Raw genomic sequence first — 16,557 nt, forward strand, 5'->3', positions numbered from 1 at the left:
TAGAATGACACTGCAGTTCAGCGTACTTGCCAGCGGCAGTACAGGCAATGCTATATACGTACAGACCGGGGAGCAGCGTCTGTTGATTGATGCAGGCTTGAGCGGCAAAAAAATAGTGGAAAATTTACATGCGATCGGCGTGGACCCGGCAGCGCTGGACGCGCTGATAGTTACCCACGAACACAGTGACCATATTAAAAGCGTCGGGGTCTTAAGCCGGAAATACCAGCTGCCGGTTTATGCCAATTTAAAAACATGGCAGGCCATGGAAGGACTTATCGGCAAGGTGCCTCTTGAACAGAAATTTCACCTTGACCGAAACCGTCCGGAAGCATTTGGCAATATAGAGCTTGAGCCGTTCCACGTTTCGCACGATGCAGCGGATCCCATGTTTTTTGTGTTTCACCATGAAGGCAAAAAGCTGGCGCTTGCCACAGATATGGGCTACGTCAGCGACCAGATCAAAGGCACGGTAAAAAATGCCGATGCGTACATTTTTGAATCAAACCATGACATTAACCTGCTGCGTATGGGCCGCTATCCCTGGAATGTTAAAAAACGAATCCTGGGCGATTCCGGGCACGTGTCGAATGAAGATTCCGCTTATGCGCTCGCTGATATTGTCGGAGAACGGACGAGCAGAATCTATCTCGCGCATTTGAGCCGGGACAATAACATGAAGGACCTGGCACGGATGACAGTAAAGCAGGTACTCGAAGAAGAGGAAACAGGAATAGGCCATACGTTTCATCTTTACGATACGGATCCGTTCCTTCCAACAAGCCTGCACGCGCTTTGAACAAAAATATTTGGTACACCTGCGGGGTATTCTCTATAAACGTAAAAAATTATCAAAAGCACGCCCTTTTACTAGACGGGTTGTGCTTTTTCTTCGTACAATAAACATACATCCCGGCACCCGAGACGGGTATGATAAAGGGTCTTTATTTCAATATGTGTCAAAAGCACTGGAGAAAGCCCCGGTATCTTATGAAAAAAGGAAGTGTCGGAACATGGGTTATTATGATGATCATGCAAGAAAGGAAAGTCAAAAGCATAAGAAAAGTCGCAGAAACGTAGGTATTGCAGGCTTTGTGGGGGCAATTATCGGTGCGGGGGTAATGACAGTGTCGGCACCGTTTATATATGATTCGGTTTTAGGAGAAAATAATGAAACGATTGACGGGACGGCGGATTTATCGGACAACGGTTCCGACGTCTCCACGGAAGAAGTCAGTGCAGAAGCTGGTACGGTGACAGCAGCGGCAAACGAAGTTTCCGGAGCTGTAGTCGGAGTGTTTAATCAGGTTCAGGCAGAAAACACCGGCATTCAGGGCAACGGGGAGCAGGACGGAGAATCCGTCGAACAGGGAACCGGCTCCGGCGTCATTTATAAAAAAGAAAACGGCTCAGCGTTTATTGTTACCAACAACCACGTGGTGGAAGGGGCAAACTCTGTGGAAATCAGCTTAGAGGACGATACCCGGCTTGAAGCAGAGATTGTCGGTACTGATCCTTACACCGATCTGGCCGTGTTAAAAGTAGACGGCGGACCGGTGGAGACCGTAGCTGATTTTGGCAGCTCCGATGACCTGCAGGTAGGCGATCAGGCAATCGCTATCGGGAATCCGCTCGGCACCGATCTGTCACGAACGGTGACAGAAGGAATCATTAGTGCGAAGGACCGTAGTATTCCGGTGGATTACGACGGAGACGGACAGGATGACTGGGAAGCAGATGTCATGCAGACAGATGCAGCGATTAACCCGGGCAACAGTGGCGGGCCTTTAGTTAATAGTTCCGGTCAGGTAATTGGAATTAATTCCATGAAAATTGCCCAGTCTTCGGTGGAAGGCATCGGGTTTTCGATTCCCACATCAGTGGCAGTGCCGATCATTGAAGATTTAGAAGAAGACGGTGAAGTAGAACGTCCGCAGCTTGGTGTAGCTATTCAATCTATTTCTGAACTATCGAGTTATAACTGGACAGAGGAACTGGGACTGCCTGAAGACGTGGATCACGGAGTATACGTAACCCAGGTCCAGCCAAATTCTGATGCGCAGGAGGCAGGACTTGAACAAAACGATGTGATCACTCAAATTGACGGCGAAGAAGTGCAGGGAGGCAGTGACCTCAGGAATTATCTCTATAACAGTACTGAGATCGGAGATACAGTTACTATAACGTATTACCGGAACGGGGAAGAACAGACAACGGAGATAGAATTAACACAGACGGCATCTACAGGTGAATAAATCAATTAAGGGCCTTCCATTGAAGGTCCTTTTTTGTGGATAAATATAGAGATAATCGAAGTGAAGAAAATATATGCTACAATAGACGCTGAAAAAATTGTATACAGGAAGAAGGACAAACCCTTGATATACTGCTGTAAAGAACATATAGAAGAAGCGTTGGATGACGCAGTGGAAAATGGAGAAGGCAAAGCTCCGGATGTGGATAAGTTTGTGGATGAAAACCAAAAAATATCCACACCCTGTGAGTGTTGCTCAAAGGAAGCAGAATGTACCGTATCAATTTAGGCTCGTTCACTTGTGAATATGTGGATAATTTCTGTGGAAAAATAAGCTGGAGGGAAAAGACCTGTGAATATATTAATTATTGCTGTTGGTAAATGCAAAGAAACTTTTATCAATGAAGGAATCGCAGAATATAAAAAAAGACTGACCAGACAGGGCTCATTGGAAATTGTTGAAGTAAAGGATGAAAAAACACCGGATCAGGCCAGTGAGAAGGAAAATGAGCAGGTAAAGAATACAGAGGGTGAACGCATTCTCAAAAAGGTTCCCGAACGGGGATACGTTATTGCGCTCGATCCGGGAGGCAGAATGATTTCTTCTGAACAGCTTGCTGCAACCTTCCAGGAGCTGGCCGTCCAGGGAACGAGTACAATCGTTTTTGTCATTGGTGGCTCGCTCGGTCTGTCAGGGGAAGTATTAAAACGGGCTGATTTTAAATGGTCATTTTCCGCATTAACCTTTCCCCACCAATTAATACGCCTGATGCTTGCAGAGCAGATCTACCGTGCCGTACAGATTAATGCGGGGAGTCCGTATCATAAATAAAAGGAATGTAAAAAGCGCTCTTAGGGTTTTTACACCTAAAAGCGCCGAGACTTTTCTCACAGTACAAATACATTTAACGTAATAATAGCTCCTACTATGATTCCGATTAAGCTGAAAATGACTCCAGCCAAAGCTGCTTTTCTGCCGCGGTAATGATAGTTCTTAATGTCCTTTAGTGCTTTAAGACCGGTCCACAGCCCAATAATGCCGAAAATCAGGCTGAAAGGAAAAAGAATTACAAGAAAAATGAATGCATCAAAACCGAGTACTAAAGAAATGATGGCTTTAAGGCTTCTTCGCTGTGTTGCCGGTGTATCAGTTTCATTCATGGGCTGCCGCTCCTTCACTATGCCAAATCACATTTTCGTCTTTTTCATCGTAACGCGGCCATGAAGCAAAAACAATGAACAGGAGTGGCATTCTGTTGACAATTCCCGGGCTGCTTACGTTTGATCTTTCTAAAAAAAGGATATTAAGGATTTAGAGCATACAGTAAAAGAAATCAGCAGGCGAAGGAGTCGACGCGGCTATGGAAATTCTGCAGAATGACTGGGCTCCTGTGCTCGAAAAGGAATTCGATAAAGAGTATTACCAGGAGCTGCGGGAATTTTTAAAAAAGGAATACCAGGAAAAGACCGTATATCCTGATATGCACGACATTTTTAACGCGCTGCATTATACAGGATACGAGAATACAAAAGTCGTGATTCTCGGTCAGGACCCCTACCACGGGCCAAAGCAGGCCCATGGATTAAGTTTTTCAGTAAACCCGGATGTTTCCATGCCACCATCGCTGAAAAACATTCACGCAGAGCTGGAAGAAGATCTGGGCTGTGAAAAACCGAGTCACGGGTCTCTGGTTTCCTGGGCAAAGCAGGGAGTGCTTCTGCTGAATACGGTACTTACGGTGCGAAAAGGGGAAGCGAATTCGCACAAAGGAAAAGGATGGGAAACCTTCACAAATGAAGTAATCCGGCAGACAAACGAAAAAGAGTATCCAGTTGTCTTTATTTTGTGGGGGCGCCATGCTCAGGCAAAAGAAGAGCTTATTACAAATGAACACCATCTAGTTATTAAATCACCACACCCGAGTCCGTTTTCGGCCAATAAAGGATTCTTCGGAAGCCGCCCGTTTTCAAAAACAAACCAGTTTTTAAAAGAAGCCGGGCGTCCGGAAATTGACTGGTGTATTCCAACAGAGGAGGAAGATCATACATGAGTATCCAAACATCTGTAACAACCTTAGCAAACGGAGTAAAAATGCCATGGCTGGGCCTTGGCGTCTATCAGGCAGAAAAAGGCGAAGAAGTAAAAAATGCCGTTTTAACTGCCGTGCAGGCAGGTTACCGTTCCATCGACACCGCTTCTTTTTATGACAACGAAGAAAGCGTCGGTGAAGCGATTCAGGAAAGCGGTGTGCCGCGTGATGAATTGTTTATTACCACAAAGCTGTGGAACAATGAACACGGATTCGACGAAGCGCTGGAAGCCTTTGAACGCTCCCGTAAAAAACTCGGCGTCGATGTAGTGGATCTTTATTTAATTCATTGGCCGGTTCCCGGAAAGTTCAAGGAAACCTGGGGAGCCCTCGAGAAGCTGTATAAAGACGGCAAAGTGCGTGCAATAGGTGTCAGTAACTTTACCGACCAGCACCTCGAAGAACTGTTGAAAACAGCAGAAATTACGCCGATGGTGAACCAGGTGGAGTTTCATCCGCGTCTTTTCCAAAAAGCCCTGTTAGAATACTGCCAAAGCCATGATATTCAGCTTGAAGGCTGGAGACCGCTTGGCAAGGGCGACCTTCTTGACCACGATGCGGTGAAAGAAATTGCTGACAAGCACGGCAAAACGCCGGCACAGGTTCTGGTGCGGTGGGCACTTCAAAACAAGGTTGTATCTATTCCTAAGTCTGTTACAGCCGAACGGATCCGCTCCAATGCAGAAGTGTTCGATTTTGAACTCGATACGAAAGATATGGATACGATCAACGGCATGAATGAAAACGCCCGTTACGGTCTGCACCCGGATGAGTTCGATTATGCGTCAACGACAAAATAACGAAATAAAGCAGCCGGCATATTCGCTATGCCGGCTGCTTTTTTATGTTTACCCACCTTCTTTAAGATTGTTGAAGGCCTGTTTCAATCATGCCCGTTATTTGCGGATCGGTTGGCTTTGTGCTGCTTTTGAAGCTGCCGAGAACTTCGCCGCGGCGGGAAACAAGAAACTTTTCAAAATTCCATTCGATCTCACGACCCGGGTTGCTCTGCTCCAGGAGCCAGTCAAACAGCGGATGCTTTTCGTTCCCTTTGGCATGGACCTTATCAAAAATATCGAAGCTGACCCCGTAATTGGTTTCGCAGAATTCCGTGATATTTTCAATAGTGTCCGGTTCCTGGCCGCCAAAGTCATTCGAAGGAAAGCCCAGCACCTGAAAGCCGCGGTTTTTGTAGCGTTGATACAGCTCCTCCAATTCTTCGTACTGCGGAGTGAAGCCGCATTCTGAAGCAGTGTTGACAATCAGCAGGACTTCTCCATGGTACTCGTTCAGCGTTTTTTCTGTGCCATCGGCCTGAACGGCCTCGATGTTGTAAATGCCGGCAGTCATATGTTTCCTCCTTTGAGCAAATGATACTTTTCGTATAACCTTCGCAATTTCTGCTTAAACACTCATGCTGTGAATAAAATGCAATTAATGCAGGAAATAGCGGGAAGGTTTTTCAATTTCATCAGGATGCTATAATAATAACCGATATGGATGAATGAGGAAAGAAGGCATTATGATGAAGCGGACAAAACTTCTCTTATTGGCAGCTGCCGTATTAACAGGCAGTTTATTTTCCTATTTACAGCTCCCGGCTGGATGGCTGCTCGGCGGGCTCGTGACAGGGATTGTCTGCGGGATGGCATACAAACGGCTCGTCTTTGATGGCTGGCCATTCCGCACCGTTCTTGCCCTGATTGGCTGCAACATTGGTTTTATGATGGAACCCGGCATCTTTGCTCTTCTGGGACAGTATATTTTTCCGCTGATCCTTACGCTCAGCTTAACGATGGCACTCGGTGCTGGTCTCGGCTGGCTGATGAACCGCTGGACGGACCTGGATCCGCTGACGGCTTATTTTTGCTGTGTGCCGGGTGGGGCTTCGGAGGTGATCGGCTTAAGCAGCGATTACGGAGCGGATAACCGTATGGTTGCCGCATTTCACACTACGCGAATAACGCTGTTTGTGTTAACAGTACCAATTTTTATCGGTCTAACGACACCGGCAGACATTGGCTCGATAGGAAGTGCCGGACCGGCGGTGTCCGAAGTCTCCCCTGCCGTAATGGGAGTGTTCGGCATTTGCGTTGTAGTGACGGTCCTGCTTTATTATTTGTATAAAGTGCCGGCGGGAACGTTATTTTATGGGTTAATTATTGGATTTATAGCTGGCCACTGGGTGGTGACAATAGACAATGGACTCCCGTCTGTCATCGGTGGAAGCGGCCAGGCGCTGCTCGGGGCGATGGTCGGTATTCGCTTCGACCGTCCGACATTTTACAAATTGAAAGAGATCGGACGGCCGAGTGCGGTGCTTCTTGGGTTTTACTTCATTTTCAGCCTGCTGCTCGCTCTGATGTTTCACGCCGCGACAGGTCTTTCATATGTAACGAGTCTGCTTAGCACAGTTCCGGCAGGAGCGGCGGAAATGAGCAGTACAGCAATTGCCTTAAATCTTGAACCGACTCTTGTGTCGAGTCTTCATATTATAAGGGTGCTCGTTTTATTTATCTGCCTGCCATTTTTTGTGCGCCTGCTGCAGAAGCTGATTCAAAAACAGTCGGTGTAGCAGAACTGAATAGAAATAAACAGTTGGGACGATAATTGATTTTATCGTCTTTTTTTTGAGCGGGAAAACGCTGGAGCAAGAATAAAAAAGGCTTCCATTTTACGATAACGCTTTCAAAAATTGGAGGAACAAAAATAATTCGTAAAAAAGTAAATCTTTTGAACCCCTTATATATCACTGGTCTTTCGAATTTTTAATACATAAAGAGGATATTTTTGTGTTAGATTATCTTACACAATACTAGATTCTGAAAATTTAAACGGTAAAATACTATTTAACGCAAGATGTTAACTAAGTTCACATGAGTCTTGCACGATAATAACAGAGGGGGAAAAAACGTGGATCCGATAGTATTGCTTGATAACCTTTGGGTTATGATTGGATTTATTTTAGTTATTCTTATGCAGGGTGGATTTATTCTATTGGAAGCAGGTTCGACCCGGATGAAAAACGCGGGTCACATTGCAGGAAAGACGATCTTTACACTGGGAATTTCCTCACTTGTCTTCTGGGCTGTCGGGTACGGTTTTATCTATGGTAACGATGTCGGAGGCATTATTGGACTTTCGAACTTCTTTTACGGGGATGCCAGCACTGCAGACGGTTTAACGCCTGCCATCGACTTTATCTTCCAGCTGGCGTTTGCAGCGATTGCCCTTACGATTGCTTTTGGCGGCTTCGCTGAACGTGCAAAGCTTGCTGCTTACGTAGTATTCGCCATTTTATTCTCTGCTATTGTATACCCGCTAGTTGCACACTGGATCTGGGGCGGCGGCTGGATTTCCGGTCTTGGCAAACAGGACTTTGCCGGTTCCACAGTAGTCCACCTCACTGGTGCAATGGGTGCTCTTGCGGCAACGATTTTACTTAAACCGCGTATTGGGAAATACAATAAAGACGGTTCGGTCAACAATCTTCCAGGTCACAACCAGGTATTCACTGCTTTAGGTGTGCTTCTGCTGTGGGTCGGCTGGTTCGGCTTTAACGGTGCCAGTACATTTGGTGTAGCAGACGGATTCTTTGGTTACGTTTCTATGAACACGCAGCTTGCAGCTGCAGCGGGTGCTTTTGCAGCACTTCTGATTGCCTGGGCAGTGCTTGGGAAAGCAGACGTACCAAGCATGCTTAACGGAGCACTTGCAGGGCTTGTAGCAATTACCGCTTCCTGCGCATTTGTAGCTCCTTGGGCTTCTGTAGTTATCGGCGCAATCGGCGGTATGATCTGCTTCTTCAGCGTTCGTTTCTTCGAAAAACGCAACATCGACGATCCGATTTTCGCCCTTTCAGTGCACGGTATGGCGGGTGCCTGGGGAACAATTTCAACCGGCTTCTTTGCCACACCACAGCTTGCTGAAATGAACGGCGGCCGTGCCGGGTTGTTCTACGGCGGCGGATTAACCCAGCTTGGTGTACAAATTATCAGTGTAGTAGCGTGCGGGCTGTTTGCATTTATTGCTTCGTACATTCTGCTCTTAATTACGAAATCGATTATCGGCGGACTTCGCGTATCGGAAGAAGAAGAAATCATGGGTCTTGATATGAGTGAGCACGGTGCATACGGCTATCCGGAAAACGTGCAGCCTACCAATGGCAATTCTTCAGAAAGAACAGGAGCATAAAATATGTCGAATTCTTCATTCTCACAAACACAGGGATTTTCAGCAGAACCTTCCTTTAAGAGCTATGAAGAAATAAAAAAAGACAAAGAAGAGAAGATGGACGATTTGGCGGGAGAGCCAGTAAAGCTTAATGAAGCCCACGATACGTGGATTTCAGAAACGGTTACTCTTGCTGTTCATCATCATCAGAGTGAGCGGGGAGATCTTCCTGCTCACTTTGCTTTTTTTCTTATGGGAAGCGCAGGAAGACAGGAACAGGCGAAGTTCAGTGATCAGGATCACGGTATTGTTTTTGAAGGGACAGACGACGAACATCAGGATTATTTTCTCGGCCTGGGAGCGGAAATACGTGAAGGAATGGCGATCGTTGGATACCCGCGCTGTGAAGGGCTGGTCATGGCTTCGCATAAACGCTGGTGCCACGGAGTGGAAGGGTGGAAAAAGCAGGTGGACGGCTGGATTGAAGCCGATGAATGGGGGCCGTTCCGCCACCTGCTCACCTTTATCGATGCCAGGACGCTTGTGGGAGAAGATGAGCTGCTTGAGGAAGTAAAGGAGCATGTATTCGAGCAGGCCGGCCGGGGCGATGTGCTAAAACGATTATCAGAAAATACCGCATATCTGCATAAAGGGCTCAACGCTTTCGGCCAGCTTCTCCCGGAAGAAAAAGGGCAGTACGCAGGCTCGATGCACATTAAAGATGTTGGATTTTTTCCATACGTTCATGCCCTGCGCCTGCTCGCCATCTATGAAGGAATCCATGCTTCCTCCACGATAGAACGCATCCGGCAGGTGTCGGAAAAACACTCCTATGTGAAGGGCAAGGACGTGCATTTTAAAAATCTGCTGGAGCTGCGGGCTTCATTTTCCAAAAAACAGCATGCCTATGAAGACGTTCACTATGTGCCGGTGCAGCAGCTTTCGAAAACACAGAAGTCCGAGCTGAAATCTGCATTAAAAGAAGGAAAGCACTTGTTTCAGCATACAAAAAAAATCATGGAGTCGGGTGATTTTTAAATGTTCCAATGGATGCGCAGTATTTCGAGTCGATTTGGCGGTCTGGACTCCACGAATCCCCAGCATCAGTCTTTTATGCGTCAGCTGCAAAAAGACGTAAAGGCAGAACAGCCTCTGCAGAAATCGCTGTCTTCGCTGAACGTCACCGTCCTTGATCTGGAAACCTCGGGCTTTAACGCGGACGCCGGAGATAAGATATTGTCGATGGGAGCTATTAAAATTAAACACAACCGGCTGGTTCGGGACGATGCCTTTTATACGCTTGTTCATGAACCGGAGGCTGTGTCTCCGGAGGTAAGCGAAGTCACCGGCTTAACAGCGGAAGAATTGGAAGCAGACGGTCAGTCGATCAGCGAGGCGCTCGAGCAGTTCTATCAGTTTGCCCAGGCAGATATACTCGTAGCCCATCACGCCTCCCACGAACGAAAGTTTCTGCAGAAGTATACGTACCGGACGATGGGGACAAACCTTCAGCATCGCCTGCTCGATACTTCGTTTGTGTTCAGTATTGCTGCGCCGGACTTTGAATTTCGTTCGCTCGATGACTGCTGCAACTATTACGACATTCCGATAAAAGGCAGACACAATGCCCTCGGCGATGCCATTATGGCCGCTGAGCTCTGGACACGCTCCATCCAGACGGTACAGGAGCTTGGCTATGAGACGCTTCAGGACGTATATGCACATCTCAGCCACCGCCGGAGGTAACCCCTTACGGCAGGCTGAAAAAATTTATAAAGGAGGAGGGCGCGGTGAAAGGTAATATTCCTCGTAACGCTGCTTGTTTTCCCATTAGCGTGGTACAAGAAATCACATCATTGTCAGCTCGCCAAATCCGTTACTACGAAGAACAGGGGTTGATCAATCCAGAGCGAAACCAGGGGAACCAGCGCCTGTTTTCGATGAATGATATTGATCGGTGTCAGGAAATCAAAGAGCTTATCGACCAGGGGTTAAATATTGCCGGCATCAAAGCCGTGCTCTCCGTCCGTGATAAGAATTCAAGTTGACAAATTACGACCGGGATACGGATTAATAAAAAAGTCCCTTTTTAAAAAAAATTCTTTATATCTGTTTGAATAAAGAAGTGAACGGGAACACTTTCGAAACAACGGAGGTGTTTTATTCATGTCATTTATCATAGTAGAAGATATTCAAGTGCCGGCGAAAAAATTCGACGAGCTTGAAAACGCCCGTGAAGACGCATCGGAAAAGGAAGTCATTGTCCGCAATAACGATGGCCAGTACTGGGTGATTGACGAAGAAGACTACGCGAAGATCGAAGCCTACGGCTATGAGCTTGTAGAGAAGTAAACGCAGACAGACGTATAAGAGTCCGCACCTGATTTAGGGCGGGCTCTTTTTTAAATGTATATGGACGCGGGATACGACCGGGGTGGAAACGGGTTTCAATGGAAAGAAGAAGTGAAAAAGTACAGGTAGTGCAAAAACGGATCAAGGAATTATAGACAACAGGATTTTAAAGGGGGGACTGGAATGACACGCTATGAAGATGACAGTTTATCGCTCCATACGGATTTGTATCAGGTGAATATGGTGGAAACGTATTGGCGGAGCGGCATGCATACCCGGAAAGCTGTATTTGATCTCTATTTTCGGAATCTCCCGTTTGGCAATGGGTTTGGCGTATTTGCCGGGCTGGAAAGAGTTGTCCATTTTTTGGCAAACTTCCGGATGACAGAAGAAGACCTTACTTATTTGCGGGAAGAAGCAGGCTACGGAGAAGATTTTCTTTCCTATTTGGCCGAACTCCGGTTTACCGGCAGCGTTTATGCGATGAAAGAAGGCGAGCTTGTCTTTGGCAATGAGCCGATGATCAAAGTGGAAGCCCCGCTCGGAGAAGCACAGCTGATTGAAACTGCGCTGTTAAACATGGTGAACTACCAGACACTGATTGCTACAAAAGCAGCCCGTATCAAACAGGTGACGGGTGGAAATGGGCGCGCAATGGATTTCGGCCTGCGCCGGGCTCAGGAGCTTGACGCCGGGCTGTGGGGGAGCAGAGCAGCCTTTGTGGGCGGCTTTGAAGTAACAAGCAACGTCAGGGCCGGAAAAGTATTCGGGCTTCCTACAGCGGGCACACATGCGCATTCCATGGTACAGGCATGTGAAACAGAATATGAAGCCTTTAAAATGTATGCCGAGCATCACACCGATTGTGTGTTTTTAGTGGATACTTACGACACTCTCCGCTCCGGAGTACCTAATGCTATCAAGGTCGCAAAAGAAATGGGTGACAATATTCGTTTCAAAGGCGTGCGTCTTGATAGCGGGGATCTGGCCTATCTCTCCAAAGAAGCAAGAAGAATGCTCGATGAGGCTGGCTTTACGGACACCCAGATTATCGCCTCCGGGGACCTGGATGAATATACGATCACCAACTTAAAATCCCAGGGAGCAGAAATTGATACATGGGGCATCGGCACAAAGCTTATCACCGGATATGACCAGCCTGCTCTCGGAGCTGTATACAAGCTTGTAGCGATTGAGAACAATAACGGCGAAATGCGCGACACGATGAAAATCGGAGCAAAAAAATCCGGTAACCTGGAGAAAATGACTACGCCGGGCATGAAAAATGTTTATCGGATAATAAATACCGAAAACAAACGATCGGAAGGGGATTATATTACGCTTTCCGATGAAGAGCCAAACGAGCAGGAGGAGCTGCATATGTTTCATCCTGTGCATACGTACATCAGCAAAAAAGTGCAGAATTTCAAAGCGGTGAACCTTCATGAAACAGTATTTAAAGACGGGAAACTGGTATACAGTCTGCCATCCGTAGCAGATATCCAGGCCTATATGCAGTCAAATCTGCCGCTTTTATGGGAAGAGTATAAACGGTCTTTAAATCCTGAAGAATACCCGGTTGATTTAAGCCCGAAATGCTGGGAAAATAAAGTGCAGAAGATGCATGAAATTCAAAATGAGTTTAGTCAGTAAAAGAGCTGCCTGCCGTGCCGGATTGTTCGGTTCGGCAGTTTTTTTGTGTTTCGCGCCGGCAAATTGCGAACGTCTCGTGACAATAAAGGGAAACGTAGGGCTGCGGGCTGTACATATGATATAATTTGACAGGACTCTAATTGTGAATGCTTTGAAGCAGAGAAAGGGAGGGCAGAGCCTATGCAGATATCTGTTCAGACCGTGATTGAAAAAATGGAAGAGGAACTGCTCCAGCTCGCAGAGCAAGGGGAGAAGGGCGACGAACGGGCGCTGCAGGAGCATGCAAGAACGCTTCGAAACTACTGTGATATTCTGCTTTCTTCAAAGGCCGGGGAAGCGAAGCGCCCGGCTGCAGAACCTCCGCAGCCTAAAGCAGCGGCTCCTGCTTCAAAAACACCTGCAGCACCAGGGCCGCGCCGGGAAACAGCTGAGGAGGAAAAAGAAATTCCGTCAACGGAAGGTAATTTACTGGATTTTTAATTAAGAAGGAGACTTAGGCATGCTGTGGAAAGTACTCGTTGTGTTAGGTGCAGTGAACGCTGCTTTGGCAGTGGGAATTGGGGCGTTCGGCGCTCACGGCCTGGAGAGCCGGCTGTCGAACCGGATGCTTGAAACGTATCACACCGGAGCGCAGTATCATATGTATCATTCCCTGGGGCTGATCGCTATCGGCGCTGTAGCAGCTTATACCGGCGGAGGATCAGCACTGGTGGGATGGGCCGGATGGCTTTTGTTTGCGGGAATCGTTTTATTTTCCGGAAGCCTGTATGTGCTGTCGCTGTCTGGCATCTCCTGGCTTGGGGCTGTAACTCCTTTAGGCGGAGTGGCTTTTATTGCCGGGTGGATTTGTTTAATTATTTATGTGCTGAAAGCCTAAAAAAGGCCGGCTGCGGAATTTTACCGCGGCCGGCCTTTCTCTTTTTTATTTGTAGGAATTACACTGCTCTGGTACGATCAATCCGGCCGAGGAAAAGTGCCAGAAAGAGGCCTGTGGCAAACATCACCAGACTGATGATAAAAGCGATCACGCCGTCATTTAAGCCGGGGAATATAACGTAAAGCGACCCAAGAAGCAGGCCGGTAATCACTGCATACGTTCCGACAGTATGAGCACGCAGCAGGTAACGCAGCAGCTTACTCATAATGGAAATCCCTACGAGTACGCCAACGCCGAAGGTGAAAAGGACCGGCAGGTTCAGCTCTGTTAAAGCGTTAATCACGGTCTGATAAACTCCGATTATTACGAGCACAAACGAACCGCTGATGCCGGGAAGAATCATCGCTGTGCTCGCAAGCCATCCTGAGAAAAATAAGGTTGCAAAGCTTCCTGCGCTGCCAGTGGCAATTACGGCTGCCTCCTCATCCCCCTGGAAAAGACCCGAGAGCAGAACAATCACAGCTGCGATCAGCAATATGGCGTAATGATGCTTTTTAAAATTCGTTTTGTAATTCACTTTGTACAAAATAAAAGGAATCGTTCCGAGAATTAATCCAAAAAAGAAGAAAAATGTCGGCTGTGGGTGTTCGGCAAGCAGCCATTCAAGCAGATGGGCGAGTGACAGTATAGCTGTCCCCATCCCTAAACCGAGAGGGATTAAAAAGCCGAGCTGCTGCTTCCACTGGCGTGAAAAAAGCAGGCTTATAGCAGACAACAGCCGGTAGTAAATACCAAGGATTAACGCCAGAGTGCCGCCGCTTACGCCCGGGATAACGTCACTTGCTCCCATGGCCATGCCGCGTAAAATATTTTTCCATTCAATCATGTACATCGAGACTCCTCGTTCATCAAAATTGGTTTATGTAAAAGCTGCAAATTTTTCACAGCATCAATTCTTTATATCATGTTTTGAAAGAAATTACTATAAGCCGTCAGCGGCCCATGAAAAAAACCGAACGAAAGGTTCGGTTTAAAAAACGGCGCCGGGCTCAAGCTCTTCATTTTCTTCACGCCGCAGGCTGCGTTCAAACACAAACGGGCCAAACGGGATGACGGATACAATGACGGCAATAAGCATACGAAGAAACGGCCAGCGTTTCTGTACCCAGACAAACAAAGCAATAGCTACATACAGGACGAACAATCCGCCGTGGGCAGCGCCAACGACGGTGACAGCCATGTCAAAGCCCGCCCCGTATTTTAACGGCATAGCAATAAAGAGCAGAAGCAAAAATGAGACTCCTTCTATGATACCGGCCCATCTAAGCGATTGGAGAGAATTCATGCACGGCCTTCCTTTCTAATGTCAAAATCACGATAAGAATATATCGTTAACATAGCATAGGGTAAGATCCGGTACAATGGACGAATTGTGACAGTTGAGTCACGGGCGGGCCGCAGCATATAAGCTGAAAGAACGGTTCCACCGTTTTACAGGACGCTGATAAGTCATCCCGATATTTTCCGCTACTTTAATGGAAGGCGTGTTTTCAGGATCAATGATCGATATAAGCGTTGGGATAGCGAGTGAATAAAACGCGAAATCCCTGACCACAGCAGCGGATTCGGACGCATAACCGTACCCCCAGTTCTCCGGTGTGAACAGGTATCCAAGTTCAATAGAAACGCTGCCTTCTATTTTTTCGGGCACAAGTCCGCACTGGCCGATAAAGCGTTGGGTTTGCCGGTCTTCCACCATCCACATCCCGACCCCGTACGATAGATAGTAACTTTTATTCCAGTGGATCCACTCGTCGATTTCTTTTTCGGATTTTAACGCGGCGTAATAGCGCATGACGTCTTTATCCTGGAAAATGTTTTTCAGCAGCCTATGGTCTGTATGCTGCATAGAACGAAATGAAAGACGTTCTGTGGAGCGGGGGAGTCGCAACGCTTTCACCTCTTTGATTAATTGATGGCTGTCATTGTTTCCATAAAGCATTCAAACGGCCGTTTACAGCTGTTTAGAAAGAAGGTTCTTTTGAATTTCCTGATTTTTTTCCGCAAACCGCTCGTTGTGGGAAGAGACCATAGCCTTTGCCCCGGCACCGGGCTCAAGAAACTGCTTGACGCTGTTCGCAGCCGAAGCACCTTCCACAAACGCGCCGGCAATCAAATGGACTTTTCCCTGGTGATTGGTGATATCACCGGCAGCAAATAAACCTTCAATATTTGTTCTCATCTGCTCGTTTACGAGGATTTTATTTTCTTCTGTCTGCAGCTGCAGGTTTTCGAGAAGCTCGAACTCCATCTGGAAACCGTGATTCACGATGACAGCATCCACTTCTTTCTCCATACTTTCGTTCGTCTCAAGGTTTGTGCAGAGCACCCTTTCGATAGCAGTGCCTTCGTCGTTGCCGTGAAGCCCCGAAAGAGCAAAAGGCGTCTGTACATTTACTTCAGATTCTTTCATTTCCTGAACGTGCCGTTCATGACCGCCGAACTCATCGCGCCGGTGCACGACGGTGACTTCGCTTGCGATCGGGCAGAGAGCGTTAGCCCAATCGACGGCAGAGTTGCCGCCTCCGGAAATCATGACCTTCTGATCACGGAAGCGCTCAAGCTGCTGAACGGTATAGTGCAGGTTCGAGAGCTCAAATTTTTCTGCACCTTCGATGTCGAGCTTTTGGGCATGAAGAATGCCGTGGCCGACAGCGATTATAACAGCACGGGAATAATAGATGCCGCCTGTCTCTGCTTCAAGGCGAAATAGTCCGGTTTCGTCTTTTTCCACGTGAATAATTTTTTCATTTGTAGTAATGGCTGGATGGAAGGTTTCTGCCTGTGCCACCAGCTGATCCATCAGCTGCTTCCCGGAGGAAGGAGGCAGGCCGCCGACATCCCAAACAATTTTTTCAGGGTAGGCGTGAATTTTTCCGCCCAGATCAGGCTGCGCTTCGATTATATGGGTGTCGAGCGCCCGCATCCCGCAGTAAAAAGCAGTGTATAAACCAGCAGGACCGCCGCCGATAATAGTAACATCATGTATGTGAAAGTCAGACAAGGTGTCCAGCTCCTTTAGTGATAATCGTTATCAATTACATTGTACGCTCTTTTTGTACAAAAGTAAAAGGAAGATGGTAAATACTTTCGCAAAC

21 protein-coding genes are annotated in these 16,557 nt (G+C 47.3%); 15 read left to right on the top strand and 6 right to left on the bottom strand.

Annotated elements, in window-relative coordinates; all coding sequences use genetic code 11:
* Nucleotides 1–4: 4 nt before the first annotated feature.
* The 4 genes from BLV22_RS11215 (at nt 5) to rlmH (ending at nt 3,086) form a co-directional block, all read left to right on the top strand.
* Nucleotides 5–799 (top strand): MBL fold metallo-hydrolase, encoded by a 795-nt coding sequence (locus tag BLV22_RS11215; protein WP_091615245.1) that lies wholly within the window; start codon nt 5–7, stop codon nt 797–799.
* A gap of 214 nt (nt 800–1,013) precedes the next feature.
* Nucleotides 1,014–2,255 (top strand): S1C family serine protease, encoded by a 1,242-nt coding sequence (locus tag BLV22_RS11220; protein ID WP_091615252.1) that lies wholly within the window; start codon nt 1,014–1,016, stop codon nt 2,253–2,255.
* Between the two features lie 33 nt (nt 2,256–2,288).
* A complete protein-coding gene (locus tag BLV22_RS15190) occupies nt 2,289–2,543 on the top strand; it encodes a CxxH/CxxC protein (RefSeq protein ID WP_245724081.1) in 255 nt (84 codons plus the stop codon).
* A 63-nt stretch (nt 2,544–2,606) separates the two neighbouring features.
* Nucleotides 2,607–3,086 (top strand): 23S rRNA (pseudouridine(1915)-N(3))-methyltransferase RlmH, encoded by a 480-nt coding sequence (gene rlmH / locus BLV22_RS11230; protein WP_091615258.1) that lies wholly within the window; start codon nt 2,607–2,609, stop codon nt 3,084–3,086.
* Between the two features lie 56 nt (nt 3,087–3,142).
* Here rlmH and BLV22_RS11235 read toward each other — a convergent pair whose 3' ends face one another.
* A complete protein-coding gene (locus tag BLV22_RS11235; RefSeq protein WP_091615260.1) occupies nt 3,143–3,415 on the bottom strand; it encodes a DUF4190 domain-containing protein in 273 nt (90 codons plus the stop codon).
* Between the two features lie 200 nt (nt 3,416–3,615).
* On the opposite strand from BLV22_RS11235, the gene BLV22_RS11240 reads away from it, so the two are divergent.
* Nucleotides 3,616–4,305, top strand: a complete 690-nt coding sequence (locus tag BLV22_RS11240) for a uracil-DNA glycosylase (RefSeq protein ID WP_091615263.1) — start codon at nt 3,616–3,618, stop codon at nt 4,303–4,305.
* Complete coding sequence (locus tag BLV22_RS11245; protein WP_091615266.1) at nt 4,302–5,144, top strand: aldo/keto reductase; 843 nt, start codon at nt 4,302–4,304, stop codon at nt 5,142–5,144. The genes BLV22_RS11240 and BLV22_RS11245 overlap by 4 nt, the downstream gene beginning before the upstream one ends.
* Nucleotides 5,145–5,205: 61 nt before the next feature.
* On the opposite strand, the gene BLV22_RS11250 is transcribed toward BLV22_RS11245, so the two are convergent.
* Nucleotides 5,206–5,694, bottom strand: a complete 489-nt coding sequence (locus BLV22_RS11250) for a glutathione peroxidase (protein WP_091615268.1) — start codon at nt 5,692–5,694, stop codon at nt 5,206–5,208.
* 175 nt (nt 5,695–5,869) lie between these two features.
* Here BLV22_RS11250 and BLV22_RS11255 point away from each other — a divergent pair, with 175 nt between their 5' ends.
* The 9 genes from BLV22_RS11255 (at nt 5,870) to BLV22_RS11295 (ending at nt 13,399) form a co-directional block, all read left to right on the top strand.
* Nucleotides 5,870–6,919 carry an AbrB family transcriptional regulator gene (locus tag BLV22_RS11255; protein ID WP_176967750.1) on the top strand — a complete coding sequence of 350 codons (1,050 nt, stop codon included), beginning with the start codon at nt 5,870–5,872 and terminating at the stop codon, nt 6,917–6,919.
* A 338-nt stretch (nt 6,920–7,257) separates the two neighbouring features.
* Nucleotides 7,258–8,538: an ammonium transporter gene (locus BLV22_RS11260; protein ID WP_091615273.1), complete on the top strand. Its 1,281-nt coding sequence runs from the start codon at nt 7,258–7,260 to the stop codon at nt 8,536–8,538.
* 3 nt (nt 8,539–8,541) lie between these two features.
* Nucleotides 8,542–9,555, top strand: a complete 1,014-nt coding sequence (locus BLV22_RS11265) for a DUF294 nucleotidyltransferase-like domain-containing protein (protein ID WP_091615275.1) — start codon at nt 8,542–8,544, stop codon at nt 9,553–9,555.
* The gene (locus BLV22_RS11270) at nt 9,556–10,263 is read left to right on the top strand and encodes an exonuclease domain-containing protein (RefSeq protein ID WP_091615278.1); all 708 of its coding nucleotides are present in this window, start codon (nt 9,556–9,558) and stop codon (nt 10,261–10,263) included.
* 44 nt (nt 10,264–10,307) lie between these two features.
* Nucleotides 10,308–10,565, top strand: a complete 258-nt coding sequence (locus BLV22_RS11275; protein ID WP_022792987.1) for a MerR family transcriptional regulator — start codon at nt 10,308–10,310, stop codon at nt 10,563–10,565.
* Nucleotides 10,566–10,683: 118 nt separating this feature from the next.
* Complete coding sequence (locus BLV22_RS11280; RefSeq protein ID WP_091615281.1) at nt 10,684–10,869, top strand: hypothetical protein; 186 nt, start codon at nt 10,684–10,686, stop codon at nt 10,867–10,869.
* Nucleotides 10,870–11,052: 183 nt separating this feature from the next.
* Nucleotides 11,053–12,522: a nicotinate phosphoribosyltransferase gene (locus BLV22_RS11285; protein WP_091615283.1), complete on the top strand. Its 1,470-nt coding sequence runs from the start codon at nt 11,053–11,055 to the stop codon at nt 12,520–12,522.
* A 180-nt stretch (nt 12,523–12,702) separates the two neighbouring features.
* Entirely contained in the window at nt 12,703–13,002 is a 300-nt protein-coding gene (locus tag BLV22_RS11290; protein ID WP_091615286.1) for a DUF5327 family protein, read from the top strand.
* 19 nt (nt 13,003–13,021) lie between these two features.
* On the top strand, nt 13,022–13,399 hold the full coding sequence (locus BLV22_RS11295; RefSeq protein WP_091615289.1) for a DUF423 domain-containing protein: 378 nt from the start codon (nt 13,022–13,024) through the stop codon (nt 13,397–13,399).
* 58 nt (nt 13,400–13,457) lie between these two features.
* Here BLV22_RS11295 and BLV22_RS11300 read toward each other — a convergent pair whose 3' ends face one another.
* The 4 genes from BLV22_RS11300 to BLV22_RS11315 form a co-directional block, all read right to left on the bottom strand.
* Nucleotides 13,458–14,285 carry a DUF368 domain-containing protein gene (locus BLV22_RS11300; RefSeq protein WP_091615291.1) on the bottom strand — a complete coding sequence of 276 codons (828 nt, stop codon included), beginning with the start codon at nt 14,283–14,285 and terminating at the stop codon, nt 13,458–13,460.
* Nucleotides 14,286–14,429: 144 nt separating this feature from the next.
* Nucleotides 14,430–14,744 (bottom strand): DUF3817 domain-containing protein, encoded by a 315-nt coding sequence (locus tag BLV22_RS11305; RefSeq protein ID WP_091615294.1) that lies wholly within the window; start codon nt 14,742–14,744, stop codon nt 14,430–14,432.
* A gap of 99 nt (nt 14,745–14,843) precedes the next feature.
* A complete protein-coding gene (locus tag BLV22_RS11310) occupies nt 14,844–15,350 on the bottom strand; it encodes a GNAT family N-acetyltransferase (protein ID WP_176967751.1) in 507 nt (168 codons plus the stop codon).
* Nucleotides 15,351–15,413: 63 nt separating this feature from the next.
* The gene (locus BLV22_RS11315; RefSeq protein WP_091615299.1) at nt 15,414–16,463 is read right to left on the bottom strand and encodes an NAD(P)/FAD-dependent oxidoreductase; all 1,050 of its coding nucleotides are present in this window, start codon (nt 16,461–16,463) and stop codon (nt 15,414–15,416) included.
* Nucleotides 16,464–16,557: the final 94 nt, after the last annotated feature.

This window comes from Marinococcus luteus (assembly GCF_900106595.1).
GTDB classification, from domain to species: Bacteria; Bacillota; Bacilli; order Bacillales; family Marinococcaceae; genus Marinococcus; species Marinococcus luteus.

What these genes read in the sequence shown, in the direction of transcription:
- BLV22_RS11215 (WP_091615245.1), top strand. Translation starts at nt 5, where the DNA reads ATGACACTGCAGTTCAGCGTACTTGCCAGCGGCAGTACAGGCAATGCT.
- BLV22_RS11220 (WP_091615252.1), top strand. Translation starts at nt 1,014, where the DNA reads ATGGGTTATTATGATGATCATGCAAGAAAGGAAAGTCAAAAGCATAAG.
- BLV22_RS11235 (WP_091615260.1), bottom strand. Translation starts at nt 3,415, where the DNA reads ATGAATGAAACTGATACACCGGCAACACAGCGAAGAAGCCTTAAAGCC.
- BLV22_RS11240 (WP_091615263.1), top strand. Translation starts at nt 3,616, where the DNA reads ATGGAAATTCTGCAGAATGACTGGGCTCCTGTGCTCGAAAAGGAATTC.
- BLV22_RS11245 (WP_091615266.1), top strand. Translation starts at nt 4,302, where the DNA reads ATGAGTATCCAAACATCTGTAACAACCTTAGCAAACGGAGTAAAAATG.
- BLV22_RS11250 (WP_091615268.1), bottom strand. Translation starts at nt 5,694, where the DNA reads ATGACTGCCGGCATTTACAACATCGAGGCCGTTCAGGCCGATGGCACA.
- BLV22_RS11255 (WP_176967750.1), top strand. Translation starts at nt 5,870, where the DNA reads ATGAAGCGGACAAAACTTCTCTTATTGGCAGCTGCCGTATTAACAGGC.
- BLV22_RS11265 (WP_091615275.1), top strand. Translation starts at nt 8,542, where the DNA reads ATGTCGAATTCTTCATTCTCACAAACACAGGGATTTTCAGCAGAACCT.
- BLV22_RS11270 (WP_091615278.1), top strand. Translation starts at nt 9,556, where the DNA reads ATGTTCCAATGGATGCGCAGTATTTCGAGTCGATTTGGCGGTCTGGAC.
- BLV22_RS11280 (WP_091615281.1), top strand. Translation starts at nt 10,684, where the DNA reads ATGTCATTTATCATAGTAGAAGATATTCAAGTGCCGGCGAAAAAATTC.
- BLV22_RS11285 (WP_091615283.1), top strand. Translation starts at nt 11,053, where the DNA reads ATGACACGCTATGAAGATGACAGTTTATCGCTCCATACGGATTTGTAT.
- BLV22_RS11290 (WP_091615286.1), top strand. Translation starts at nt 12,703, where the DNA reads ATGCAGATATCTGTTCAGACCGTGATTGAAAAAATGGAAGAGGAACTG.
- BLV22_RS11295 (WP_091615289.1), top strand. Translation starts at nt 13,022, where the DNA reads ATGCTGTGGAAAGTACTCGTTGTGTTAGGTGCAGTGAACGCTGCTTTG.
- BLV22_RS11300 (WP_091615291.1), bottom strand. Translation starts at nt 14,285, where the DNA reads ATGATTGAATGGAAAAATATTTTACGCGGCATGGCCATGGGAGCAAGT.
- BLV22_RS11305 (WP_091615294.1), bottom strand. Translation starts at nt 14,744, where the DNA reads ATGAATTCTCTCCAATCGCTTAGATGGGCCGGTATCATAGAAGGAGTC.